The organism is Maribacter aquimaris, assembly GCF_014596745.1.
In the GTDB taxonomy this organism is placed as follows: Bacteria; Bacteroidota; Bacteroidia; order Flavobacteriales; family Flavobacteriaceae; genus Maribacter_A; species Maribacter_A aquimaris.
Genome location: NZ_JABTCF010000014.1, coordinates 12,291 through 37,432, shown reverse-complemented (window position 1 = coordinate 37,432; position 25,142 = coordinate 12,291). Strand labels below are relative to the sequence as shown.

27 protein-coding genes are annotated in these 25,142 nt (G+C 40.5%); 20 read left to right on the top strand and 7 right to left on the bottom strand.

The window, feature by feature from the left end; genetic code table 11:
• Nucleotides 1-17: 17 nt before the first annotated feature.
• The 18 genes from HPE56_RS17895 (at nucleotide 18) to HPE56_RS17810 (ending at nucleotide 16,007) form a co-directional block, all read left to right on the top strand.
• Nucleotides 18-737, top strand: coding sequence for an ABC transporter ATP-binding protein (locus HPE56_RS17895; protein WP_188245124.1), 720 nt, complete (start codon nucleotides 18-20; stop codon nucleotides 735-737).
• 142 nt (nucleotides 738-879) lie between these two features.
• Nucleotides 880-3,435, top strand: a complete 2,556-nt coding sequence (gene porW / locus HPE56_RS17890; protein WP_188245123.1) for a type IX secretion system periplasmic lipoprotein PorW/SprE — start codon at nucleotides 880-882, stop codon at nucleotides 3,433-3,435.
• Nucleotides 3,436-3,437: 2 nt separating this feature from the next.
• On the top strand, nucleotides 3,438-3,881 hold the full coding sequence (locus HPE56_RS17885; protein ID WP_109648396.1) for a bactofilin family protein: 444 nt from the start codon (nucleotides 3,438-3,440) through the stop codon (nucleotides 3,879-3,881).
• Entirely contained in the window at nucleotides 3,859-4,089 is a 231-nt protein-coding gene (locus HPE56_RS17880; RefSeq protein WP_188245122.1) for an AtpZ/AtpI family protein, read from the top strand. Before HPE56_RS17885 ends, HPE56_RS17880 begins: the two co-directional genes overlap by 23 nt.
• Entirely contained in the window at nucleotides 4,086-4,484 is a 399-nt protein-coding gene (locus HPE56_RS17875) for a hypothetical protein (protein WP_223170364.1), read from the top strand. Before HPE56_RS17880 ends, HPE56_RS17875 begins: the two co-directional genes overlap by 4 nt.
• A 114-nt stretch (nucleotides 4,485-4,598) precedes the next feature.
• The gene (gene atpB / locus HPE56_RS17870; RefSeq protein WP_188245121.1) at nucleotides 4,599-5,726 is read left to right on the top strand and encodes a F0F1 ATP synthase subunit A; all 1,128 of its coding nucleotides are present in this window, start codon (nucleotides 4,599-4,601) and stop codon (nucleotides 5,724-5,726) included.
• 68 nt (nucleotides 5,727-5,794) lie between these two features.
• Nucleotides 5,795-5,986 carry an ATP synthase F0 subunit C gene (atpE, locus tag HPE56_RS17865; protein ID WP_109648393.1) on the top strand — a complete coding sequence of 64 codons (192 nt, stop codon included), beginning with the start codon at nucleotides 5,795-5,797 and terminating at the stop codon, nucleotides 5,984-5,986.
• An 84-nt stretch (nucleotides 5,987-6,070) separates the two neighbouring features.
• Nucleotides 6,071-6,571 carry a F0F1 ATP synthase subunit B gene (locus HPE56_RS17860; protein WP_188245120.1) on the top strand — a complete coding sequence of 167 codons (501 nt, stop codon included), beginning with the start codon at nucleotides 6,071-6,073 and terminating at the stop codon, nucleotides 6,569-6,571.
• Between the two features lie 6 nt (nucleotides 6,572-6,577).
• A complete protein-coding gene (gene atpH, locus HPE56_RS17855; protein ID WP_188245119.1) occupies nucleotides 6,578-7,117 on the top strand; it encodes an ATP synthase F1 subunit delta in 540 nt (179 codons plus the stop codon).
• Nucleotides 7,118-7,161: 44 nt separating this feature from the next.
• A complete protein-coding gene (gene atpA / locus HPE56_RS17850; RefSeq protein WP_188245118.1) occupies nucleotides 7,162-8,742 on the top strand; it encodes a F0F1 ATP synthase subunit alpha in 1,581 nt (526 codons plus the stop codon).
• Between the two features lie 23 nt (nucleotides 8,743-8,765).
• Nucleotides 8,766-9,104, top strand: coding sequence for a four helix bundle protein (locus HPE56_RS17845; protein ID WP_188245117.1), 339 nt, complete (start codon nucleotides 8,766-8,768; stop codon nucleotides 9,102-9,104).
• A gap of 30 nt (nucleotides 9,105-9,134) precedes the next feature.
• The gene (atpG, locus tag HPE56_RS17840) at nucleotides 9,135-9,995 is read left to right on the top strand and encodes an ATP synthase F1 subunit gamma (protein ID WP_188245116.1); all 861 of its coding nucleotides are present in this window, start codon (nucleotides 9,135-9,137) and stop codon (nucleotides 9,993-9,995) included.
• 165 nt (nucleotides 9,996-10,160) lie between these two features.
• Complete coding sequence (locus tag HPE56_RS17835) at nucleotides 10,161-11,621, top strand: lipopolysaccharide biosynthesis protein (RefSeq protein ID WP_188245115.1); 1,461 nt, start codon at nucleotides 10,161-10,163, stop codon at nucleotides 11,619-11,621.
• On the top strand, nucleotides 11,618-12,052 hold the full coding sequence (gene dut / locus HPE56_RS17830; protein ID WP_188245114.1) for a dUTP diphosphatase: 435 nt from the start codon (nucleotides 11,618-11,620) through the stop codon (nucleotides 12,050-12,052). The genes HPE56_RS17835 and dut overlap by 4 nt, the downstream gene beginning before the upstream one ends.
• A 147-nt stretch (nucleotides 12,053-12,199) precedes the next feature.
• Nucleotides 12,200-13,126: a tetratricopeptide repeat protein gene (locus HPE56_RS17825; RefSeq protein ID WP_188245113.1), complete on the top strand. Its 927-nt coding sequence runs from the start codon at nucleotides 12,200-12,202 to the stop codon at nucleotides 13,124-13,126.
• A gap of 3 nt (nucleotides 13,127-13,129) precedes the next feature.
• Nucleotides 13,130-13,915: a DUF4292 domain-containing protein gene (locus tag HPE56_RS17820; RefSeq protein WP_188245112.1), complete on the top strand. Its 786-nt coding sequence runs from the start codon at nucleotides 13,130-13,132 to the stop codon at nucleotides 13,913-13,915.
• Nucleotides 13,905-15,149, top strand: coding sequence for a murein hydrolase activator EnvC family protein (locus HPE56_RS17815; protein WP_188245111.1), 1,245 nt, complete (start codon nucleotides 13,905-13,907; stop codon nucleotides 15,147-15,149). The genes HPE56_RS17820 and HPE56_RS17815 overlap by 11 nt, the downstream gene beginning before the upstream one ends.
• Before the next feature lie 9 nt (nucleotides 15,150-15,158).
• A complete protein-coding gene (locus HPE56_RS17810; RefSeq protein ID WP_188245110.1) occupies nucleotides 15,159-16,007 on the top strand; it encodes an aldo/keto reductase in 849 nt (282 codons plus the stop codon).
• Between the two features lie 247 nt (nucleotides 16,008-16,254).
• On the opposite strand, the gene HPE56_RS17805 is transcribed toward HPE56_RS17810, so the two are convergent.
• Both HPE56_RS17805 and HPE56_RS17800 read right to left on the bottom strand, forming a co-directional pair.
• Nucleotides 16,255-16,779: an acyl-CoA thioesterase gene (locus HPE56_RS17805; protein ID WP_188245109.1), complete on the bottom strand. Its 525-nt coding sequence runs from the start codon at nucleotides 16,777-16,779 to the stop codon at nucleotides 16,255-16,257.
• Nucleotides 16,780-16,836: 57 nt separating this feature from the next.
• Nucleotides 16,837-17,787, bottom strand: coding sequence for an HU domain-containing protein (locus tag HPE56_RS17800; RefSeq protein WP_188245108.1), 951 nt, complete (start codon nucleotides 17,785-17,787; stop codon nucleotides 16,837-16,839).
• Between the two features lie 104 nt (nucleotides 17,788-17,891).
• On the opposite strand from HPE56_RS17800, the gene dprA reads away from it, so the two are divergent.
• Nucleotides 17,892-18,995, top strand: a complete 1,104-nt coding sequence (gene dprA, locus HPE56_RS17795) for a DNA-processing protein DprA (protein ID WP_188245199.1) — start codon at nucleotides 17,892-17,894, stop codon at nucleotides 18,993-18,995.
• A 181-nt stretch (nucleotides 18,996-19,176) separates the two neighbouring features.
• Here dprA and trpS read toward each other — a convergent pair whose 3' ends face one another.
• The gene (gene trpS / locus HPE56_RS17790) at nucleotides 19,177-20,145 is read right to left on the bottom strand and encodes a tryptophan--tRNA ligase (RefSeq protein ID WP_188245107.1); all 969 of its coding nucleotides are present in this window, start codon (nucleotides 20,143-20,145) and stop codon (nucleotides 19,177-19,179) included.
• Nucleotides 20,146-20,216: 71 nt separating this feature from the next.
• Here trpS and HPE56_RS17785 point away from each other — a divergent pair, with 71 nt between their 5' ends.
• Nucleotides 20,217-20,954 carry a lysophospholipid acyltransferase family protein gene (locus tag HPE56_RS17785; protein ID WP_188245106.1) on the top strand — a complete coding sequence of 246 codons (738 nt, stop codon included), beginning with the start codon at nucleotides 20,217-20,219 and terminating at the stop codon, nucleotides 20,952-20,954.
• An 84-nt stretch (nucleotides 20,955-21,038) separates the two neighbouring features.
• Here the strand turns inward: HPE56_RS17785 and HPE56_RS17780 are convergent, their stop codons facing one another.
• The 4 genes from HPE56_RS17780 to recA all read right to left on the bottom strand — a co-directional run bounded on the left by HPE56_RS17780 (nucleotide 21,039) and on the right by recA (nucleotide 24,794).
• Complete coding sequence (locus HPE56_RS17780) at nucleotides 21,039-22,553, bottom strand: outer membrane beta-barrel protein (protein WP_188245105.1); 1,515 nt, start codon at nucleotides 22,551-22,553, stop codon at nucleotides 21,039-21,041.
• The gene (locus HPE56_RS17775; RefSeq protein WP_188245104.1) at nucleotides 22,550-23,176 is read right to left on the bottom strand and encodes an RNA polymerase sigma factor; all 627 of its coding nucleotides are present in this window, start codon (nucleotides 23,174-23,176) and stop codon (nucleotides 22,550-22,552) included. The genes HPE56_RS17780 and HPE56_RS17775 overlap by 4 nt, the downstream gene beginning before the upstream one ends.
• Nucleotides 23,177-23,202: 26 nt before the next feature.
• The gene (locus HPE56_RS17770) at nucleotides 23,203-23,625 is read right to left on the bottom strand and encodes a hypothetical protein (RefSeq protein WP_223170363.1); all 423 of its coding nucleotides are present in this window, start codon (nucleotides 23,623-23,625) and stop codon (nucleotides 23,203-23,205) included.
• 161 nt (nucleotides 23,626-23,786) lie between these two features.
• Nucleotides 23,787-24,794, bottom strand: a complete 1,008-nt coding sequence (gene recA / locus HPE56_RS17765; protein ID WP_188245103.1) for a recombinase RecA — start codon at nucleotides 24,792-24,794, stop codon at nucleotides 23,787-23,789.
• Nucleotides 24,795-25,142: the final 348 nt, after the last annotated feature.

Genomic DNA, 25,142 nt, shown 5'->3' with positions numbered 1-25,142 from the left:
TATTTAAAATTTGAATTATGATCACAACACAACAACTGACCAAGAAATACGGAAGACAAATGGTTTTGGACATAGGGCATTTGGAAATTCCAAAAGGCCAAAGCTTTGGTTTGGTAGGTAATAATGGTGCCGGAAAAACCACGTATTTTAGTTTGTTGTTGGATTTGATCCAGCCTACTACCGGGCATATCATCAATAACGATGTACAGGTAAACACGAGTGAGGATTGGAAACCCTTTACCTCATCCTTTATAGATGAATCTTTTTTGATCGGTTACTTAACTCCAGAGGAATATTTTTATTTCATAGGAGAGCTTCGAGGTCAGAACAAGGCCGATGTGGATGCCTTACTGGCTAATTTTGAGGATTTTTTCCATGGGGAGATTTTAGGACAGCGAAAATATTTGCGGGACCTCTCTAAAGGAAACCAGAAGAAGGCGGGAATTATAGCTTCCTTTATTGGAAATCCGCAAGTAATTATATTGGATGAACCTTTTGCCAACCTCGATCCCACCACCCAAATTAGGTTAAAGGCGATTATAAAGGATTTGTCAGCAAAAAAGGAAATTACCGTCTTGGTTTCCAGTCATGACCTTATGCATGTTACCGAAGTCTGCGAGCGGATTGTGGTTTTGAACAAAGGAGTGGTCGTTAAGGATATTGAGACCTCCGCGGAAACCTTGCGGGAACTCGAAAGCTTCTTTGCGGGCAACCCAGTTTCAGACGAGGAAGAATAGTTCCTGGCTTGGAGTTTTCCCGATTTCCATGGTTCTTTCAATTCAAGGAGTCCCTGTTGCCACTTAAAACTGTATTTTATCGACCAACTGCATAATAATCCGGTCGTTTTTCAGTTTACTAGATGTACGAATACAGAGAATTTTGAAGCTTCAATATAAAATCATCCTTTCAGCCGTTTTGGCGATGACCATTCTAAGTGCCTGTTCTACCAAAAAGGACGCATTTATCAATAGAAATTGGCATGCCATGAACACCAAATACAATACACTGTATAATGGTGAAATTGCCTTTGAACAAGGTCGCGAGGAACTCAATGCCAGTTATCAGGACGATTATTGGGAAATCTTGCCCGTAGAAAGGCTTGAGGTAACCGATGAGGTAAAACTGGATTCCGAGGATAACAACCCCAACTTTATCATCGCTGAGGAAAAGGCCACAAAGGCCATTCAAAAGCATAGCATGGACATCAAGGAGATCGAACGCAATCCCCAGACCGATGAGGCTTTTCTGCTTTTGGGCAAGGCCCGATATTTTGACGAGCGCTACATTCCTGCCTTAGAGTCCTTTAACTACATTTTAAGGAAATACGATGAAAGCGATAAGCTGAATGAAGCCAATATTTGGAGGGAAAAAGTGAACATCCGTTTAGAGAATGAGGAACTGGCCATTAAGAACTTAAAGCGCTTGATGAAGTTCGAAAACCTAAAAGACCAGGAATATGCGGATGCTAGGGCAATGATGGCCCAGGCGTATATCAATCTTAACGTTCCCGATACGGCGATACAAAACTTAAAAATAGCTTCATACTACACGAAGAAGAACCCAGAGAAAGGTCGATATTTTTATATTATCGGTCAGTTGTACAATCAATTGCAATATAAGGACAGTGCAAACCTTGCTTTTGATAGGGTTATTGAACTCAATAGGAAATCGCCCCGAGTGTATATGATCAATGCGCATTTGCAAAAGATCAGGAACACAGAACTGACCAACGAAAACCGCGAGGAACTATTCGAGTATTTGACCGAACTGGAAGAGAATAGGGAAAATCGCCCGTTCCTCGATAAAATATTTAGGCAATTGGCAGAATACCATTTGGCTACCAAGTCAGATAGTATGGCCATTGTGTATTTCAATAAATCCTTACGTGCCACGAAGAATGAACCCAAGCTTAATGCCCTGAATTATGAGAACCTGGCCATTTACAATTTTGACCTGAACGAATACAAGACGGCAGGTGCCTATTATGATAGTGTTTTGACCAATTTACCCGAAAACACAAAAAAATACCGGTCGGTCAAAAAGAAATTGGATAATCTGGAAGACGTAGTGAAATATGAGAACATCGTACAATATGCCGATAGTGTGATTACCTTGTTTAACCTACCTAAGGACGAACAGGTTGCATTTTTTGAAGCCCATATCGCAGCCTTGCAAAAAGCCAAGGAAGAAGCGGAAAAAAAGGAAGTAGAGCGTATTTCCCAAGGTTTTGCGGCATTTGCTGCCAGTAAGGGTGGTAAAGAGAACAAAGGCAAGTTTTATTTCTATAACATTACCAGTCTGGGCTATGGTAAAAACGATTTTACGAATAAGTGGGGGAATAGAAACCTAGAAGATGATTGGCGTTGGTCGAATAAGAATACCATTTCCAGAGTTGATGAAAGTAATGCTGATATTGCAGATGGTAGCACTCAAGCGCTTTTGCCCTTGGGGGAGGAGAAATTTTCCCTGGACTTTTATATGGATAGGGTTCCGACCGATATTACGGTCATAGACAGCTTATATACCGAACGGAATTTTGCCAATTATCAATTGGGATTGATCTATAAGGAAAAATTCAAAGAGAACCTGTTGGCGGCCGGTAAGTTGGAAGCGGTGTTAAAATCGAATCCGGAAGAACGTTTGGTACTTCCATCGAAATACAACCTTTTCAAGATATATGAAGAAGAAGGGAGTCCGTTGGCTGCTGATATGAAAACGAATATCCTTCAAAACCACCCCAAATCGAGATATGCTGAGATTTTGTTGAACCCTGCGGCTGTGATCGAGGGCAATACCAATAGTCCGGATGCCCATTATGAGAAACTCTATAAAATGTTCCAAGAGCAAAAGTTTTTAAGGGTAATTGCCGAAGCGGAGGAGAATATAAATAAATATACAGGGGATCCTATCGTACCGAAGTTTGAGATGTTGAAGGCCAATGCCATCGGAAGGTTGCAGGGCTTTGAGGATTTTAAGGAGGCATTGAACTACGTAGCATTGACCTACCCTAACAATCCGGAAGGCAAAAAGGCCGAACAAATGGTGGCCGAACAACTTCCAAAATTGGAAGTCAAGGAATTTTCAAGGGAAACCGGGACAACGGGAAAAGGAAATTGGAAAGTGGTTTTTCCTTTTAAGAGAACCAATGAAAAAGAAGCGGTTCACTTGATGGAACGCTTGGAAAAATCGATACTGGATTTAAGATATAAAAATGTTGTTTCCAAGGATATTTATGATGTTGAGAATCAATTTGTCGTAGTACACGGATTCAAATCCAGGGATTTTGCCTTGGGATATGCCGAACTACTAAAAAACAATAAGGATTACAGAATTAGCAATGAGAATTTTGTAATTTTATCTTCAAACTATAAAATCATTCAGGTGCATAAAAACCTGTCGGATTATAAGAATTTCGTTTTAACCCCAAAACCATAAACATGTTTTCAGACAAACAAAAACCCAGAGCTACTAATGAAATAGGTGGACAGCCGAACAGAATCGAAAAGAATACCCGGATAAAGGGGGATATCATTTCAGAAGCTGATTTTCGTATCGATGGCAAACTTGACGGTAATGTAAAGACTTCAGGAAAGGTGGTCATCGGTAAGGATGGCTATATTCACGGTAAGGTAGAATGTGTAAATGCTGATATTGAAGGTAGTTTCAATGGTGAGCTTTTAGTATCCGACCTATTGTCCCTTAAATCATCCGCTGTTATAGAAGGAACGGTTTCAGTGACCAAATTGGCAGTGGAACCCGGTGCTACTTTCAATGCATCCTGTACCATGAAAGGTAAAGGAGGAACTTCGGCTTCCGGTGGTTTCAAATCATCTATAAGCGGCAGTACATCGAACAACAATGGTCCAGCAAAAGCCTCCTAAGAAAAAGAACAATCTTAGAAATGTAGCAATGCTATCAGGTATTGCCTTTGAAATGGGTGCTATCATTTATTTAGCGGCACAAGGGGGCATGTGGCTCGATGAACATTATCAGAATGAAAAAAGAATTTATACTGCGATAGCTACCCTTTTCGGTGTGGCCATTGCCATCTGGGTCGTTTTGCGGCAGCTAAAAAGGATAAAGTATTGATAGCGAAGATCAACCCTATAATACAGTTTCTTACCCTTGTGATCCTTTCTTTGGGTCTGGCACTCCTCGTACATGTTACTTTTCTCGGAAATAAAGGATTTCCGAAGTACGACAATCGTATTGTGCTTTCCTATGTGGTGAACTGTATTTTGGCCGCCTCTATCTTTATATCCATTTATATTTTCAGGAGTAAATTGAAAAACCAGATCGGTTTCCTTTTTATGGGAGGAAGTTTTATAAAATTCCTTTTCTTCTTCCTATTGTTTTATCCGACTTATAAGGCAGATGGAGAGATGAGCCGATTGGAATTTGCCGCTTTTTTTGTTCCTTATGGCATTTCCCTTATCATCGAAACGATATTTACGGCCCAAACCTTAAAGAAATGGATTAATTAGAACATTCTCATTTATAGCGCCTATACCTTTAAATAAACTCAAGAATGCTTTTTTATTTTTGCGGGAATAACTTACATTTGCAGCGATTTTTAGAGACCGATACTATAAAGTGATATGCGAAAACCATTTTTATTGAAATTTCTTTTGGCTGCAATTCTTCTTTTTGGCAATTCTTCTTTTGCCAATGAAAAGGAGGTTGAAAAAGGAAAGGACAAGAAAACCGAAATAAAGGAATTCATAGAACATCACCTTCAAGATTCCCACTATTTTAATTTTTATGGCACCACGGACGAGCATGGTAAAGTGCATCACGTTGGTCTGCCATTGCCTGTTATTTTATGGGATAATGGCTTGAAAGTGTTTTCTTCATCCAAATTCCATCATGGGGAGGAAGTCGCTGAGGTAGATGGTAACCATTATGTGTTGTACCACAGTAAAATATATAAAACCGATGCCGAAGGTGCCATCAGTTACGATGAGGAGCATCACCCAACGAACGTAAGACCATTGGATTTTTCCATTACCAAAAGTGTGGTAATGATGATAGTCACAGGACTTTTGTTGCTTTGGCTTTTCAGTAGTCTCGCTAAAAGTTATGCCAAGAACAATAGTATACCCACTGGCATGGGGCGCTTCTTTGAGCCTATTGTCTTGTATATCAGGGATGATATTGCCATTGCCAATATCGGCGAAAAGAAATATAAGCGGTACATGCCTTTCTTGTTGACGGTATTCTTCTTTATCTGGTTCTTGAATATGTTCGGTTTAACCCCATTGGGAGTTAACGTAACGGGAAATATTGCCGTAACTACGGCTTTGGCATTACTAGTATTCATAATTACCAACCTAACAGGAACCAAGGATTATTGGAAACATGTTTTCGATCCTCTTGGTGATGGTATGCCTTGGTATGGTAAGATCATTATTTATATTATCTTGGTCCCCATTGAAATTTTAGGTTTGTTCATTAAACCATTCGCACTCTTGATTCGTTTGTATGCGAACATGACTGCAGGTCACGTGGTTTTAATGAGTTTGGTCGGATTGATCTTTATTTTCAAGAGTTGGGTGGGAGGCCCATTGTCGTTTGGTCTTTCGTTCGCCATTTCGCTAATTGAAGTGTTGGTTGCGCTTTTACAGGCATATATCTTCACCATGTTGGCCGCCTTGTATTTCGGATTCGCCTCGGAAGAGCATGATCCCGGGCACGAGTTTGATGATGACGCCGAATTGGCACATTAGCAAGAGAATTTTTAATGTCCGATGGTTAGGGCGACTAAGTTGAATGTTTAATTTTTAATATATATTTTATGGAAATTCCAAGTGTAGTAGGTGCAGGTTTAGCGGTCATCGGTGCTGGTATCGGTATCGGAATGATTGGTGGAAAAGCAATGGAAGCTATTGCTCGTCAGCCTGAAGCTTACGGTAAGATTCAAACAGCGATGTTGATTGCAGCAGCGCTTATTGAAGGAATTGGTTTTGCTGCTATTTTTGCGGGATAAACCAGACAAAAAGACAAACAGTTATGACGGTTGGTTATAGCTGTTTGTTATTGTTTACAAACATAGGATAGAATACAAGACAACATGGAAAAATTAGTAAATGACTTTTCGTTCGGCCTTTTCTTTTGGCAGATCATATTGTTCGTGCTATTGCTTTTGTTACTACGGAAGTTCGCATGGAAACCCATCTTGAATGCTGTTAATGATAGGGAAGAGGGTATTAAGGATGCTTTAGCGGCAGCTGAAAATGCCAAAAAGGAAATGCAGAATGTTACGGCCGATAGTGAAAAGCTTTTGAAAGAAGCCCGTGCCGAGCGTGAGGCATTGTTGAAAGAAGCCCGTGAGATTAAGGATAGAATGATATCCGAGTCAAAGGAGCAGGCTAAGGTTGAAGGTGATAAAATGATTAAGCAGGCCCAAGCTGCTATCGAAAGCGAGAAAAAAGCTGCGGTTGCCGATATTAAGAACCAAGTAGCGGAACTTTCTGTTGATATCGCTGAAAAAATCATCAAGGAGCAATTGTCCAACAAAGACAAACAATTGAAGTTGGTCGATGATATGTTAGGTGATATTAAATTGAATTAATCAAGAATGAAGGATACGAGAGCCGCCATACGATACGCAAAAGCAATTTTGGATATTGCTGTTGACAACAAAGCAACCGCTGATGTTGAAAACGATATGCGCTCTGTGGTCAAAACTATCTCCGATAGTAAGGAATTAAGAAATATGTTGGCAAGTCCGATTGTCAAGGCTGAGGATAAAAAGAGCGCATTAACCACTATTTTTAAAGGTGCCCATGCAATTTCCGAGGGCTTGATCAAGCTATTGGTTGATAATAGGCGAATCGGCATGTTAAACGAGGTGGCCTTAAAATATATCATTCTTAATGAGCAACTTAAAGGTCAGGATGTGGCTGTAGTGACAACTGCCGTTCCATTGACCAAAGATCTTGAGAAAAAGATATTGGTCCAGCTGGCACAGATTACCAGTAATGAGGTTACCATACAGAACAAAATCGATGAGGACATCATAGGCGGTTTTATTCTTAGGATAGGTGATTTGCAGTTCGACGCCAGTGTCGCCAATAAATTGAATAATTTAAAAAGAGAATTTACAAATAGTCTATAATATATTTGAAGGCTCAACAAGTCTAAACTTTATATCTAAAACAAATGGCAGGAGTAAAAGCCGCTGAGGTATCAGCAATTTTAAAACAGCAATTATCAGGATTTGAATCAACCGCTTCGTTGGATGAAGTAGGTACCGTATTGCAGGTAGGTGATGGTATTGCAAGGGTATATGGATTATCAAACGTCCAATATGGTGAATTGGTTGAGTTCGAAGGAGGCCTTGAAGGTATCGTTTTGAACTTGGAAGAGGATAATGTTGGTGTTGTACTTTTGGGCCATTCCAGGGAAATAGGCGAAGGGGCTACTGTAAAACGTACACAACGTATCGCATCTATTAATGTAGGTGAAGGTATTGTTGGCCGTGTTGTCGATACTTTAGGAACCCCAATTGATGGTAAGGGTCCTGTCTCCGGTGACTTATATGAAATGCCATTGGAGCGTAAGGCGCCAGGGGTAATCTTTCGTCAGCCGGTAACAGAGCCATTGCAAACAGGTATCAAAGCGATTGATGCCATGATTCCTGTAGGTCGTGGACAACGGGAGCTGGTTATTGGTGACCGTCAGACAGGTAAGACAACGGTCTGTATCGATACCATCCTAAACCAAAAAGAATTTTACGATGCAGGTAAACCTGTGTATTGTATCTATGTGGCTATTGGACAAAAGGCGTCAAACGTTGCGGCCATAGCCAAGGTATTGGAAGACAAAGGTGCTTTGGCCTACACTACAATAGTAGCGGCCAACGCTTCCGACGCTGCTCCTATGCAGGTATATGCTCCATTTGCAGGTGCTGCGATCGGAGAGTATTTCAGGGATACGGGTAGACCAGCATTGATCATATATGACGATTTATCAAAACAAGCGGTGGCTTATCGTGAGATATCATTGTTATTAAGACGTCCACCGGGACGTGAGGCGTATCCTGGGGATGTATTCTATTTGCATTCAAGATTGTTGGAACGTGCGGCAAAGGTTATTGCCGATGATGACATCGCAAAAGATATGAACGATTTACCGGATGTATTGAAACCTATGGTAAAAGGTGGAGGTTCCTTAACGGCCTTGCCTATTATTGAGACCCAGGCCGGTGACGTTTCAGCCTATATCCCAACAAATGTGATTTCTATTACTGACGGACAGATATTCTTGGAGCAGGATTTATTCAACCAAGGTGTACGCCCCGCGATTAACGTAGGTATCTCTGTGTCTAGGGTAGGTGGTAACGCCCAGGTAAAATCAATGAAGAAAGTAGCGGGTACCTTGAAATTAGACCAAGCCCAGTTTAGGGAATTGGAGGCTTTTGCCAAGTTTGGTTCCGATTTGGATGCTGCAACATTGAACGTTATTGAAAAAGGACGTCGTAATGTTGAAATCCTTAAACAAGCGCAGAATGATCCTTTTACCGTAGAAGATCAGGTAGCCATTATTTATGCTGGTTCCAAGAACTTATTACGTGATGTTCCTGTGGAAAAGGTGAAGGAATTTGAAAAAGATTTCATCGAATTCATGAATGCCAAACATAGGAATGTGTTGGATTTGCTTAAAACGGGTAAATTGACCGATGAGGTTACCGATACATTAACGGCAGTTTGTAAGGACCTAACCGGTAAGTACAGAAGCTAGTTAAGAATTATGGGTGCAGGGTTATGGGCACATTGAATGAGAGTCCGATTCGGATTAAAAGCTTTCAGTTTGCCTGTGATATTGTTCTATACTGTGATATTTTAAAGAAAAATAATGATTTTGAACTAGCATCCCAGTTGTTAAAAAGTGGAACGAGTATTGGGGCAAATACTAGGGAAGCACAAAGAGAAGTTAGTAAAAAAGATTTTAAAAATAAGTTTGGTATTGCGCTTAAGGAGGCTGACGAAACGTTGTATTGGTTAGATATTTTAGAAGCGACCTGTAGGCAAGTACCAAAAGGGATGAGGAAAAAATGTGAAGAGTTAATACGATTTTTAGTAGCAATAATAAAAAACACATAACTCATCATTCACAACTTATAACTTATAAAAATGGCCAACTTAAAGGAAATACGTAACAGAATATCATCGGTATCATCAACGATGCAGATTACCAGTGCCATGAAAATGGTATCTGCCGCAAAGTTGAAGAAGGCACAGGACGCAATTACCGCCATGAGGCCATATTCAGATAAACTTACTGAGCTTTTACAGGATTTAAGTGCAAGTATGGATGCTGATTCGGGGAGTACCTATGCAGATAACAGACCGATCAATAAGGTTTTGGTAGTTGCAATTACCTCAAATCGTGGTTTGTGTGGCGCCTTTAATACCAATATTCTAAAGCAGAGTGCCTCTTTGGCTGATGAAACCTTTCAAGGAAAGCAAGTCGATTTTATGGCGATAGGCAAGAAAGCCAATGATATTCTAGGTAAAAAGCGTACAATTACGGCAAACCATAGTGATGTCTATGAACATTTGACCTTTGAGAATGTTGCCGCTATTGCTGAGGAATTGATGGGGTTGTTTAAAAACGGATCTTACGATCGTATAGAACTGGTCTATAACAAATTCAAGAATGCCGCTACGCAAATCGTAACTACGGAGCAGTTTTTACCAATCGTTCCGGCGGAAGGTGACCAAGGTTCCAATGCCGATTATATTTTTGAACCTTCAAAGGTTGATATCATTGAGCAGTTGATTCCGAAGTCGCTGAAGACGCAGTTGTACAAAGCGGTACGGGATTCTTTTGCTAGTGAGCACGGTGCGCGTATGACAGCGATGCACAAGGCCACGGATAACGCGACTGAGCTAAGGGATCAATTGAAATTGACGTATAATCAGGCTAGACAGGCGGCCATTACCGGTGAAATTCTGGAGATTGTGGGTGGTGCTGAGGCTCTTAACAATTAAGTTAAGTCATATATACGACATACTTGGTGTTTTATTTAAGGTGCTAAGAAGTAATTATAGGAAAACCTCGCTGTATGCGAGGTTTTTTATTCAACAGACCAATTGAATGTACCCGCTTTGCCGCTTTCGATTTAATACCTATTTTTATACTTTAATTATGCTTGGTTGAACCTCTTTAAGAAACTTTTTAAGCAAACGGCCATCTATGGTCTCGCAACTGTTTTACCACGGATGCTTTCTTTCCTATTGCTGCCATTCCACACCGATATTTTGGCAACGGGAGACTATGGTCAACTCTCAGTGATTTATGCTTGGTTTGCTATCTTCAATGTGTTTTTGGCCTATGGTATGGAAACGGCATTCTTTCGTTTCTACAATGGTTCCGACAATCGAAAAAAGGTAGTTTCCACTTCGTTGATTTCAATAATGGTCAGTACAATGGTATTCATGGCATTGGCCCTTTTGTTACAAAATGGCATTGCGGAGGCTTCCGGAATTAATCCACAATATTTAAGATTCGCTATTTTTATACTGACTTTGGACGCCTTGGTCATTATTCCATTTGCTTGGTTAAGGGCCAACGAAAAACCTATGCGATACGCTGTGGTCAAGATATTGAATGTGGCGATCAACCTTGGATTGAATGTCTTCTTCCTATATTCCTTGCCAAAGATGGTGTCATCGGACCCAGAAGGACTTTTTAGCGTTATTTACAAGCCCGATTTTCAAATATCGTATATTTTCATAGCCAATCTAATTGCAAGCAGTATAACGCTTCTATTGATGTTAAAACTCTATCTGCGATCAAAGTTTGTTTTTGATATAGCACTATGGAAAAAAATGATGAAATATGCCTTGCCCGTACTGGTTGCTGGAGTGGCATTTACGGTCAACGAGGTTTTCGATCGTATTTTATTGGAAAAATTGTTGCCTGCAGATGTTGCTGATAGCGAAGTGGGTATGTATTCGGCTTGTTATAAACTGGCACTTTTTATGACCTTGTTCGCTACGGCATTTCGTTTGGGGATAGAACCTTTCTTTTTTAGTCACTCCAATACCGAGAACCCTCAAAAGGCCTATGCCCAAATAACCAATTATTTTGTTGTTTTAGGAAGTATAATTCTTCTCGGCGTCGTTGTTTTTGCCGATGTACTGAAGATATTGTTTGTCAGAGATCCCAAATATTGGGAGGCGATGAATATAGTTCCGATTATAATCCTGGCAAGTTTTTTCTTGGGAATATACCATAACCTTTCTGTTTGGTATAAGGTAACCGACAGGACCAAATTCGGAGCTTATATCTCCCTGATAGGTGCCGTTTTAACAATTATCATAAACCTGGTTTTTATACCCCAATTCGGATATATGGCTTCAGCAATGGCGACGCTATTAGCGTATGGTTGTATGATGATGTTATCTTTCTTTTTTGGAAAAATGTATTATCCGATTCCCTATAACTTTAGAAAAATCACTTTTTACCTGTTAGTCTCTGTTGTATTTTCGGGCTTGTCATTTTACGTTTTTGATCGTAACCTATTTATTGGTATTCCTTTACTGATTTTGTTTTTGGGGATGGTGTATAAACTTGAAAATCAGAACTTGAGAAAAATATTCTTAAAAAAATGAAGATAAAGATCATTAATAAATCAGCCCATGCATTGCCTAATTATGAGACCTTGGCCTCAGCAGGAATGGATTTAAGGGCCAATATTGAGGAAAGTATCACCTTGGAGCCTATGGGGCGTACCATTGTGAAAACGGGGTTGTTCATTGAGTTGCCTATTGGGTTTGAGGCCCAAGTGCGACCTAGGAGTGGCTTAGCGGCGAAAAAAGGGGTTACGGTGCTCAATGCCCCTGGAACCGTTGATGCGGACTATCGTGGAGAAATTGGCGTCATTTTGGTCAATGTTTCCAAAGAACCTTTTACTATTGAAAACGGGGAGCGTATTGCGCAATTGGTGATTGCCAGGCACGAACGGGCCGAATGGATAGAAGTTGATGAATTGTCCGATACCTCAAGGGGTGCTGGTGGATTTGGTAGTACGGGGACAAAATAATTGCGTTTCTACGATTTCAAATAGACGTGTCGATTTGGTATTATATTGTTTTAAGGGTGTTTTAACATAAAAGAGGGAGGCACTGGAATACTTATTGATAATTTTAATCCAAAATGTAATACAATTTATCTTTGTGAGTCCACAACAATGAAAATCCTGAAAATCATATTTCCTTTGGTCGTTTTGATCTATCCCTTGTTAGGGGTAGGACAGGTAAAGGATATGGATATCGAGGAAAGTGCGGACGTCTTTTTAGAGGAGTACTCCGATACTTTTCAGGAGAATTTCTTTGAGGCCCTGAAGCAAAAGGGGATTGAAAATTATGACAAGGCTATTAACCTTCTTTTGGAATGTAAGTTGATCGATGCCGATAATACCGTGGTAGACCACGAATTGGCGAAGGTATATTTGGTAGAGAAGCAGTATTCAATGGCCCAGGAATATGCTGTTTCGGCTGTTTTATCAGACCCTGAAAATTTATGGTACCTGAATACCTTGGTCTCTTGTATCCAAATGCAAGGAAGTTCATTGGATCAAATGAACGTCAATCTTCCCATGACAAACAAAACATTAAAGGGGAATCTCGCTTTGATTTACTTTAAGCAGAAGAATTACGATAAGGCATTATCGGTTCTTTCCGATATGGATAAGTCGACCTATACAGAGGGATTAAAAGCTAAGATCGAGGATTCCATGAAGAAGAATGTGGTACACATTAAGAAGGAGAAGGTGGTTGTACAGCAAGAAACCAGAAAGAATCCTATCGAAGGGCTCAAGCAACAATTGGCTGACTTAATGGTGAAAAAGGAATATCCCGAATTGACCAAACTTAGTGCACAGGCCATGGAGGATTTTCCGGCTCAGCCTTACTTTTATTATATAAACGGACATGCATTGAATAAAACAAGTAAATTCAAAGAGGCAATAGAGGTGCTTGAAACGGCTTTGGATTATATGTTGGACGACATTCCCCTATTGAATAAAATATATCAGGAATTGGCCGACGCGCATTCCGCATTGAACAATCCTTCGAAGGCAAATGCGTATCTTCGTAAGATAAAACCCGGGTTTTAGACTATGGCTACCATAATAAAATGGACACGTTTTAGTGTTTTGATACTACTAATGTTTTCGTGTAAATCCAAAAAAGTGGTTTCCGATAGCGCCGTCAGGGATAATATGTCTGCCAAGGCCGTTATCCGAACACATTATCAGAACCATATCAACTTCAAGACCTTGAGCGGTCGAATGAAGATTGCCTACTATGATGGGGAGTCTACAAAAAGTGTAACGGTAAGTCTTCGTATGGAAAAAGATCGGGCCATATGGCTCAGTGCTCCTTTGGGAATCGTTAAAGCCTATATTACACCCAATAGGGTTTCTTTCTACAATAAACTTGAGAACGAGTATTTCGATGGGGATTTTTCATATTTGAGCCGTATATTGGGAACGGACCTCGATTTTGATAAAATGCAAAACTTGCTTTTGGGTCGGGCCTTGTTCGATTTAAGAGATGCTAAATATGAGGTTTCCCATACCGAATCCGATTATATCCTAAAGCCTAAGAAGCCGTTGGAATTATTTAAGACAAGCTACATGATCGAACCGGATAATTTTATGATCGCCGCCCAGCAATTGTCACAACCTTTAAAGCGACGGGTGTTGGATATAAGTTATAAGAATTATCAGGAAGTCAACAATAGGATATTACCCAACGAGATTTTGATTACCGCGATAGACGGCAATTCAAAAAATACCATAGATATAGATTATAAAAGTGTTGAGTTTAATAGAACATTGAACTTCCCATATAAGATACCGAAAGGTTTTAAAAAGATAGAATTAAAGGCTGATGCTTTGTAGACGCATTTTCTTCGTTTTTCCCCTGTTGTTTTTGACATTTTTGTCGATACAGACCTCCTATGCCCAAACCAATGAGCAAAAGGCACTCGAGGCCAAACGGGAACAGCTCCAAAAGGAAATCAGTGAAATAAACCGGTTGTTATTTGCTGAAAAGACCGAAAAGGGCAATGTCTTGGACCAGATGGAGGCCTTGGACAAAAAAATAAACGTGCGGCAACAATTGATCCGGGTGACCAATCAACAATCGAATTTGTTGAATAGGCAGATCAATGCCAATATTCGCAATATTTCCAAATTACGGGAGGATCTTGAACTCTTGAAGGAAGAATATGCAACGATGATACGGAAATCGTATCAGAACAAATCTCAACAGAGTAGATTGATGTTCCTACTGTCTTCCGAGAATTTTTTCCAAGCCTTTAAGCGTATGCAGTATATGAAACAATATACGCAGTATCGTAAAGAGCAAGGCGAAAAAATAATGGCCAAGACCGATGATCTTACCCGATTGAATTTGGATCTAGCCGAGCAGCGCAAGGAAAAAGACCAATTGATTGCGGTCAACAATAAAGCCAAGGCACAGTTAATGAAAGAAATGAAGTCCCAAAAAGATCTATTGGGAAGCATTCGTAAAAATGAAAGCAAGTATGCATCGGCTATAGACAAGAAAAAACGGGAAGCCCGTAAGATCGACCAGCAGATTGAGCGCTTGATTCGAAGTGCCATTGCGGCATCCAACAAGAAAGCTACCAAAGGGAAGAAGAGCACTAAGGTGTCTACCAATAAATTTGTACTGACCCCAGAGGCTACACTGGTGGCCAACAATTTTTCAGCCAATAAGGGCAAACTTATTTGGCCGGTCGAAAAAGGTATAAAAAGCCAAGGTTTTGGGATTTACAAAGATCCCGTTTATCCCGGTATCAAACACCAAAGCAATGGGGTTATCATCGCTACGGATGAGGGAGCCAAGGCCAGGGCCATTTTTGAGGGGGAGGTAATCGCCATCCTTTCCGTACCCGGCGGAAATAAAGGTGTACAGATTAAGCACGGTAACTACATCAGTACCTATTATAATTTGTCTGACCTCTATGTAAAAAAAGGGGATAAGGTCAGTATCAAAACCGAATTGGGAAAAATATATACCAATCGGTCTAACGGTCAGACGCGTTTAAAATTCTATCTCTACCAGGATACTTCCCGATTGAATCCCGAAGAATGGGTATATCAACTTTAAATTATTGATATGACAACAGCATCAAAGAAAATAACGGATCTTAAAGGTACTTTCGAATTACATAACGGCGTTGCAATGCCTTATTTTGGTTTGGGGGTCTATTTGTCGGAAGATGGACAGGAAGTCATCAATGCGGTTCGCTGGGCAATTGAAGCCGGGTATAGGCATATTGATACGGCTGCTATCTATAATAATGAAAAGGGCGTTGGAGAAGGTATCCGAGAAAGTGGAATCAACAGGGAGGAACTGTTTGTGGTCAGTAAGGTATGGAATGCCGACCAAGGCTACGAAAGTACGCTGAAGGCCTTTAATGAAAGCCTAAGACGCTTGCAATTGGATTATCTGGACCTCTATCTGATCCATTGGCCGGTAGAAGGCAAATACAAGGAAACTTGGCGCGCATTGGAACATTTGTACCGTGAAAAGAAAATACGGGCGATTGGGGTTAGTAATTTTTTAAAACATCATTTGGAAGACCTACAACGATCTGCAGTAATTGCCCCTATGGTGAATCAAATGGAATTTCACCCGTATTTGGTGCAGCAAGATTTGATTGACTATTGTAATGCCCATAAAATACAGTATGAGGCATGGTCGCCCATGATGCAGGGTAAAATATTCGAGTTGGATTCCATTAAGGAAATGGCTAAGAAATATGGCAAATCACCTGCCCATATCGTTTTGAGATGGGATCTTCAGAAAGGGGTGGTGACCATACCTAAATCGGTGAAAAAAGAACGTATTGTCAATAATGCCGATATTTTCGATTTCGAATTATCCAAAGAAGACATGGCCTATTTAGACCGTCTTGATAAAGGCAAAAGATTTGGTCCAGACCCCGATACATTTGATTTTTAAATCTTCCATATCCCATTAATCAAATAGTTTTTTGCTTCCTTATATGATGATTATCACCCATGTTGGTGTTTTTTAGGTGTTTTATATTCCCAAACTTTGGAGTAGTACTCATTTAAAAGGAAGCTGTACGGGTATAGATCTAGCGCATATCATTAGGGGGAAACACGCATTATTATCAGAAAAGATTACATCGGATTTTTGAAGTGGACAGTAAAGCCGCCATTATGCAAAAATTTTTAAAGAACCCCTAGTTAGGGGATTCACCCATAAACAAAGCCTTGAGTTCGGTAGCTTCACTCGGCTTCATTCTTTTGGCCAAGATCAAACTCAACTGTTTACGGCGTAAGGCCCCTTCAAACCGTTCCTTTTCCAAATCGGTTTCAGGAACCAATGGTGGAACTTTGGTAGGTATGCCGGAATCATCCACGGCAACGAAGGTATAAATGGCTTCATTGGCTTTGGAACGATTTCTGTTATGGCGGTCTTCCATCCAAACATCAATGTAGATTTCCATTGAGGTATTAAAAGCTCTCGAAACAGTCGCTTCAACAGTTAACACACTACCCAACGGAACGGGATGGTTGAAGGCTACATGGTTCACGGAAGCCGTTACCGTAATTCGTCTACAATGACGACGGGCGGCAATGCTTGCCGCACGATCCATACGGGCCAAAAGTTCACCACCAAACAGATTGTTCAAAGGGTTGGTCTCACTTGGGAGCACCAAATCGGTCATTATTGTACGTGAGTGACTGGGGCTTTTGGGCTGCATAAATCTTTTATTAAAAGAGATTTTATTAATGGGGAATTCTATGTATTGATGACCGAATTATCGAACAGAAAGTAACCACGCATCCTTGGATTGCGTTCTTTTAATCGTTCTAAGGGTGCGCAGGGCTTCATCAACATCACTAAAGCTACTGTAGGTCACCACATGCAAACCATGGTCATTGGTACCTAGATAGGCAGCATCGTATCCCCGCCTTTTCAGTTGGCTTATTTTTTTGTCCGCATTTTCCTTGAACCTAAAAGCTCCAGCGATAATATGGTGCATGGCAACTTCCGGTTTTTTGGTAACAACCTTTAGATTCAATGTGGGCAACTCCAATGGCGCAGTGTCAAAGAAGGTAGCTTCCTGAATACTTTTTGAAACTTTCTCTTGGACCTTTTCAGCCACGATTTGCTCTTGGGTAAGATTTTTATTGTAGAACCTGTACCCTGTCAATCCAGTTGAAATCGCTAATAGTAGTACTGCCGCATATTTTAAATAAGGGCGTAATGATGCTTCCTTTCTTCGTTCAGGGGTGATGATAAAAGGAACTTTTTCCTCAATGGAAACCACTTCTTCTTTTAATACTTCCCTAGTGATCGGCGCTGAAACATACGAAGACAGACCAAAGGAAGAGGTCAAATGATTGACTTCGTAGGAAGGCTGGAATAAAATACGTCCTTCCTTATTCGATTTAAGGTCACCAATGTTCTCCAATGACAAACGTACACCTTGATTCAACGTGCGTTTCCATTGTTCAACCTTTTCAGTAACCTGCTTTAGCATTTCCTCATAAGAGCACTTTTCAACTTCTGCCATATAGGAAACCAAAAGTCCGTCATTCGAGGACAGTTGTTTGTTGAATGACAATGATTTTGAAGGCGGGTGGAAAGAGTGGGTCTGTTTATTGAGGGTAGCTGATTTCTGTTGTGATAAAAAAGCACCAAAGCCTGGAACAACCACACAGTTGTACCTATAAAGTAAATCGGAGATATAGTGTTCTAATACCATCAGGACAAATATTGCAAAAATTATAGTAGTTAAACAGAATCAAGAGCACTTTTTATTAACATTATATTTTTGTTAAATTGTGAACAACTAACATGGCAATACAAATGACTACAGATGAATTGATTGCGGTATTGAGACTTCAGAACATTCCAAATATTGGGGATGTAACGGCAAAAAAATTAATTTCCCATTGTGGTAGTCCAATAGCTGTTTTTAACGATAAATCGCAAAATCTGTTGAGAATAGATGGTATTGGGACCCATACCATCAAAGGGCTTCATGATGCGGAACATCTTGAAGCGGCAGAAAAGGAATTGCAATACATACGGGACCATGAAATAGCGTATTCTTATTTTCAGGATAAGGATTATCCTAGATATTTGAAACATTGTATCGATAGTCCTTTGATCTTGTTCAAAAAGGGGGATTTTGACCTTGAAGACCGTAAGATTATCAGTGTTGTGGGCACAAGGAACATCACCAGTTATGGTACTGCCTTTTGTAAAAAGCTTATTGGTGATTTGGCCCCGCTTGATCCTATAATAGTAAGTGGTTTTGCCTATGGTGTTGATATTTGTGCTCAGCGAGCCGCATTAAAACATGGGTTACAGACCATAGGGTGCTTGGCACATGGTTTGAACCAGATATATCCGAAAGTACATTCGAAATACGTAAATGATATTGAAAAAAATGGAGGGTTTGTCACTGAATTCTGGAGTTCAAGCAATCCGGATCGGGAGAATTTCCTTAAGCGCAATCGGGTTATTGCCGGGATGAGCGAAGCTACAATCGTCGTCGAATCGGCAGAGAAAGGAGGTAGTTTGGTCACTGCCGACATCGCCAATAGTTATGATCGTGAGGTATTTGCCGCCCCAGGTCGGGCTCAGGACAAATACAGTTCGGGATGTAATAATTTAATCAAACAACAAAAGGCACATATGATTACCTCCGCTGCCGATCTTATATATATACTCAATTGGGAATTGGAGCAAAAGAAGTCAAAGCCTATTCAAAAAGAGTTGTTCGTCGAATTGGATGAAATGGAAAAAATGATCCATACATATTTGCAACAAGGGGGAAAGCAGCTCTTGGATACCATCGCTTTGGATTGTAAACTTCCCATTTTCAAGGTATCATCGACCCTATTGAACATGGAGATGAAAGGAGTCGTTCGTTCCTTACCCGGAAAATTGTTTGAAGCGATATAGCTTTTACCGACTATTTGGTTTGTAGGGACAATTAAAACATGGTAATTACAGGTTTTTGGGTCATGTTATCGATCTATCTGCAAAAGAAATCGATGGTAGGCCACGTTTTCATGAATTTCCAACAACAAAAAACCGACCTCTTGGTCGGTTTTGTATTTTTAATTACAATGGGATGCTATCATTAATATCCTAACTTTTCACGTACTCTTGACAAGACACCCTCTGCAACTTTTTTCGCTTTTTCGGCACCTATCGCCAATGCTTCGTCCACTTCGTGGGTGTTGTTCATATAGTAGTCGTACTTTTCTCGGGCATCGCCAAATTTGTCTACAATAATTTCGTACAACGCTTGTTTTGCATGCCCATATCCATAGTTGCCACCTAAGTAATTGGCCCGCATTTCTTCAATCTGGGTATCTGAAGCCAAAAGCTTATACAGGGCAAAGACATTATCGGTATCCGGATTTTTTGGTTTTTCCATAGGAGTACTGTCCGTTTCAATCCCCATGATCTGCTTGCGCAGTTTTTTGTCAGATTGAAATAAATTGATGAGGTTTCCACGACTTTTACTCATTTTCTCACCATCGGTTCCGGGAACGTACATGGTATTTTCCTGCACCTTTCCTTCGGGAACCACAAAGGTTTCCCCCATTTTGGCATGAAAACGGGATGCTACATCCCTAGTCATTTCTATATGTTGTAACTGGTCTTTTCCAACAGGGACTATATTGGCATCGTACAAAAGAATATCTGCGGCCATTAGCATGGGATACGTAAACAAACCAGCATTCACATCCTCCAGTCTATCGGCCTTGTCTTTGAATCCGTGCGCCAAGGTCAGTCTTTGATATGGAAAAAAGCAACTTAGGTACCAACATAGTTCTGTGGCCAAAGGAACATCGCTTTGGCGGTAGAAAACGGTTTTTTCTATATCCAGTCCAAAAGCAAGCCAGGTAGATGCTATCGAATAGGTATTTCTTCGCAATTCCTCCGCATTTTTGATCTGTGTGAGCGAATGCAGGTCCGCAATAAAAAGGAACGATTCGTTTTTTGGGTCTCTTGCCATTTCTATGGCCGGCATTATAGCGCCTAAAATGTTACCCAAATGTGGGGTTCCCGTACTTTGGATACCGGTTAAGATTCTTGCCATTATATAATTTTTAAGAAGCACAAAGGTAAAACAATTTACAAAAAACAGGTTCAATTTGTTACTTTTGATTTATGCTGAGAATAGCCCAAAATATAGGATTTACATTATATCGTATTTGGTTTTATGTAATGGTGGCCCTGCCAATAATCCTGTTCTTTCCCTTTTTAGTGTTAACCACATTATCCGAAAAATGGTATCCCCAATTTTTTTGGATGGCGAGGAACCTATGGGCGAGGCCTATACTATTGGGCATGGGCTGTCCCCAAAAGATTTATAGGGAACAGAAACTGGTTCGGGGCAAAAGTTATATGTTGGTGGCGAACCACACCAGTATGTTGGATATCATGTTGATGCTTCGAATAAGTAGGAACCCATTTGTTTTTGTCGGTAAAAAGGAATTGGTGAAAATTCCGCTATTTGGTTTTTTCTATAAACGGGTATGTATTCTGGTAGACCGGGAGAATAGCCGGAGTAGAATGGGTGTTTACCGTAGGGCACAACGTCGATTGGACGAAGGTTTGAGCATTTGTATTTTTCCTGAAGGTGGCGTGCCCGATGATGAAAGCGTTGTCTTAGATGAATTTAAGGACGGGGCTTTTAAAATGGCCATTGCCCATAATATTCCCGTGGTACCCATAACGTTTTACGATAATAAAAAACGGTTTTCCTTTACCTTCTTGAGTGGTGGCCCAGGGTTGTTGCGGGCCAAGGTACATTCCTTCTTTGAGACTGTAAATCTAGAGGACAGGGATAAAGCTACGTTACGGGAACAGGTTCGTAATGTAATTTTAAAGGAACTCGAAAAATAATCGGTATTTAACAACCGACCCCGACATTACTTAGGAGGGATATATATCGATTGATACCAACCAAAGTATGGTCTGTTGGCTGTATTAAAATTTGAAATTCAACCCACTATAGACACCAATGGTAAATGGGCGGAATTCGCCCGCCGTATTGGAAAAGGTATTCAATTGATATTTAAAAATAGGGTCTATATTCAATTGTACTTTTGGCGTGAATTTATAATGGAGTCCAAATCCGACATTGGTACTGAAATTCACGGTATTCAAATTATTGGCTTCACCCATTTCGGTGGTTAATTCACCAGAGGTCAATGAGACCGAATTGTCTACTAAAAACAAGGAACTGACACCGCCAATAAGATCAATACCGAATTTATTGTTGATAAGGGCGTAATTCAATTCCACCGGTATTTCCAAATATCCAAATTGTTGGGCCATCACCCCCGAAAGGGAAGGGTTTTTTGCTGTAGCATCAAAAGCATTTTTCCCTGTTAATGAGCTGGTATTACTGACAGTACTTTCTACCAGGATATTCATTGACTCATTATTATAGGCAATATTTTCAATTTGTCCGTTGCCAAAACCCTCTAAAGTTGAGGAAAACTCCACATCATTGGTGTTGTAGCCGTAGTCGACTTTGTTGATGCCTGTTTTTACAGATAGTTTTGGACTTATTTCATATGAAACCGCCACCCCATAACTCATGTTAAAATCCCCAGATTTGGAATTGGGTACAAAGATCGAATGCACCGGGGAGCCATTTCCCATAGCATTGAAATAGACTGGTGCAATCGTTGGGCCGGCAGACCATTTACTGCCTTTTGCCGTGGCAACCTCTTCTTCCTCCGCTACAATTTCATCAAAAATCGATTTTTTGGTATTCCCTGTTTTTTCCTGGGCATCTTCATCCCCCGACAGGGCTATGGCTTCTTCATTCGTTTTTAATCCAGGGTTCCCCAATGTATTTTCGCTACTGTTGACTGTAGGGGGGATTTTGGTTGAAGAATCACTTTTTACAACTTGAGGGTCTAAAACCTTTGTTGATCCATGTTCATTTAGGAGGTTATGTTCCCCAAGGTCTTTCTTTGGGTTTTCCCCAGTAGCTGCGAATTGGGTATTTTTGGTATCCTGTGTTTGCAAGGTTTGACTTAAGTTGTCTTTGGCTGCCAATATCCCCTTTTTGCCGGAGGCTGGCTGTAGACCTGAATTGTTGGTTCGATGGTCATTGGCATTATCAACTTTTTTAGCTTCATCATTAGCTACACTCCCTTGATTCGATTGTTCAACGACTTTCGGAGTGTTGGGGAAGGGGGATTGATTAATATCCTTCCTTGGTTGTAAAGGTTCTTCCTTCGTGTCTTTAACATCCGTGACTTTCTCTTCCGGTGCATCACTTGTAGTATGGAACGGGTTAAAAAGGAATAAGCCTATTGCCAATGCTGCCGCAATACCGCCCAGTCTCCACCAAATGGGGATGACCTTGCGGTTTTTCTTTTTTATATTCAAGGAGGCCTCGATGGATTTCCAGACTTTTTCGGTAGGGGTGTCTGAAAAATCCGAGAATCTCTCTTGAAATAATCGGTCTATGTTTTTTTTACTCATTTTGCTTTATGTTCAGCAATGTTCATGTCTTTTCTGTTGAGAACCCTATGGGGGTCGCAAGGATCCTTTCCCAAGGCCATAATCAATATGCCGATTATCGCTTTGGCTTTTCTGCTTTCAATTTTTTCCTTTAAAATCATTCTGGCACGGGCAAGATTTGATTTTGATGTGCCAGGCGATGTGCCTAGCATGGTACTTATTTCCTTATGTGAGTAACCGTCCAATACATAAAGATTGAAGGTTAAACGATATTTGTTCGGTAATTCCTGAATGTAGCCTAGGAGGGTCTGAAGTTCAATATCCGAATATCCGGTTTCCACTTCAACTTCTTCCTCGGTGTTTTCGGTAACCACTTTAAGGTATTCTTCCTTCCTGTATTTTTGTAAGACCGTGTTAACCGTGATGCGTTTGATCCAGCCTTCAAAGGAACCCTTTGATTTATACTGGCCTATTTTCTCGAAAATAGTCATGAAACTGTCATGGAGACTATCCTCGGCCTCCGATTTATTGCGCGAATATTTAAGGCATATACCGAACAGTATATCGGCGTATTGCCTATATAATCGTTCCTGTGCCTTTCTATCGCCCTTCTTACATTTGTTTATGAGTTCTTCTAGACTCAAAATATGGATTAGGTTATTTTCATTATTTAATTTACTGGAACTTCAATCTCTAAAAATATCGGGTCACCATTTTCGTCATCGCCCTGATAGAAACGAAATAAATACGGTTCGGTATGAATTACTATAAAGTCAAAAGAACCTTCTGCCTCCCGAACGGTCGGTGTACACGCGTCTTGATCGGTTCTTTGGGAACCAATGGCAACAACTTCCCGAGTGGTAACATCACTTTTGGTAACATCAAAACCTTCAAAATAAGTGCACCCATCGGGTATCGTATAGGTCAAATTAATTTGATAGGTCTCATCAAGGTCGAATGATTCTGGCATATCAACACTTTCAATTGGCAGGGATACAAAATGAAAGTTTGGGCTGTCATCATCAACCTCACAAGAATTAAAAGCTAGCGCTACCGCAATGGCACATAGTGCCACGAATATCCTTTTCATCATCGAAACAATTTATTTTATTCCTAAGATGAAATTATTCGATTATGGTTGCGTTTGCTGATGTTAAGGTACGGGAAAAGTTGTTTTACCGCAATATTTGGGTTATTAAACGACAATAGGCGCCTTTGGCGCCTATTGTATAATACTGAAAAGGGAGTATTGTTCTATTTTTTGACTGCCTTTATAGCCTCTCGGATTTTAGCGTCAAGTTCCTCGTATAATTCTGGATTGTCGTTTAAAAGTGCTTTTACGGCATCCCTGCCTTGACCAAGTTTGGTGTCGCCATAACTGAACCAAGAACCACTTTTCTTTATGATTTCATATTCTACCCCAAGATCGATGATCTCACCGACTTTGGAAATACCTACACCGTACATGATATCGAATTCTGCCAATCTAAAAGGTGGTGCTACTTTGTTTTTGACAACCTTTACTCTTGTCTTGTTACCTTGTACACTGCCATCGGTATCTTTAATCTGGGTTGATCTTCGAATATCCAAACGAACCGAAGCATAGAATTTAAGGGCGTTACCACCTGTTGTGGTTTCCGGATTACCGAACATGACCCCGATTTTCTCCCTCAATTGGTTAATGAAGATAACCGTACAATTGGTTTTGCTGATCGATCCCGTCAACTTTCTAAGGGCTTGGGACATTAACCGTGCGTGTAACCCCATTTTGGAGTCCCCCATCTCACCTTCAATCTCACTTTTTGGCGTTAAGGCGGCCACGGAATCCACCACAACAATATCAATGGCTCCTGAACGGATTAAATTATCGGCGATTTCCAATGCTTGTTCCCCGTTGTCAGGTTGTGAAATAATCAAATTATCAATGTCAATACCCAGTTTTTCGGCGTAAAAACGGTCAAAGGCATGTTCAGCATCAATAAAGGCTGCAATACCACCGTTTTTTTGCGCTTCGGCAATGGCATGCAAGGTCAAGGTTGTTTTACCTGACGATTCAGGACCGTATATTTCAATAACCCTTCCTCTTGGATATCCTCCTACCCCAAGGGCGATGTCTAGCCCTAAAGACCCTGATGGAATCACTTCCACATCCTCAATAACACTATCGCCCAATTTCATAACGGCGCCTTTGCCATAGGTCTTGTCCAGTTTATCCAAGGTTAGTTTTAATGCTTTTAATTTTGCTTCTTTTTCAGAACTCATGTTATATTTTATTAGGAATGCTAATTTACCATTTCTTTTGTCATAATTCCAGCACTGAAAATTATTTTATGCACAGTGGTCTGGGCTTGATGGATTTAAAAACGCAACCTTTTCAAAAAAGTAACATCTTATAAAAAATACATTACTAACTCAATGTACAGACCCATTGTTTTTTTAACAGTGGTTAATGGTGGTCAATCCCCTTTTTACGACTCAGAGAAGGCTATGAAAAAGGAAAAAATGGGATGACCGTAAAGAGTCTTGAAATTCAAGGCTCTTTTTTTTTAGTGAAACCCCGGTACGGCAAGCATGCAATGCGCCGCTGGACCGGAAGGTTGAACTAACCCT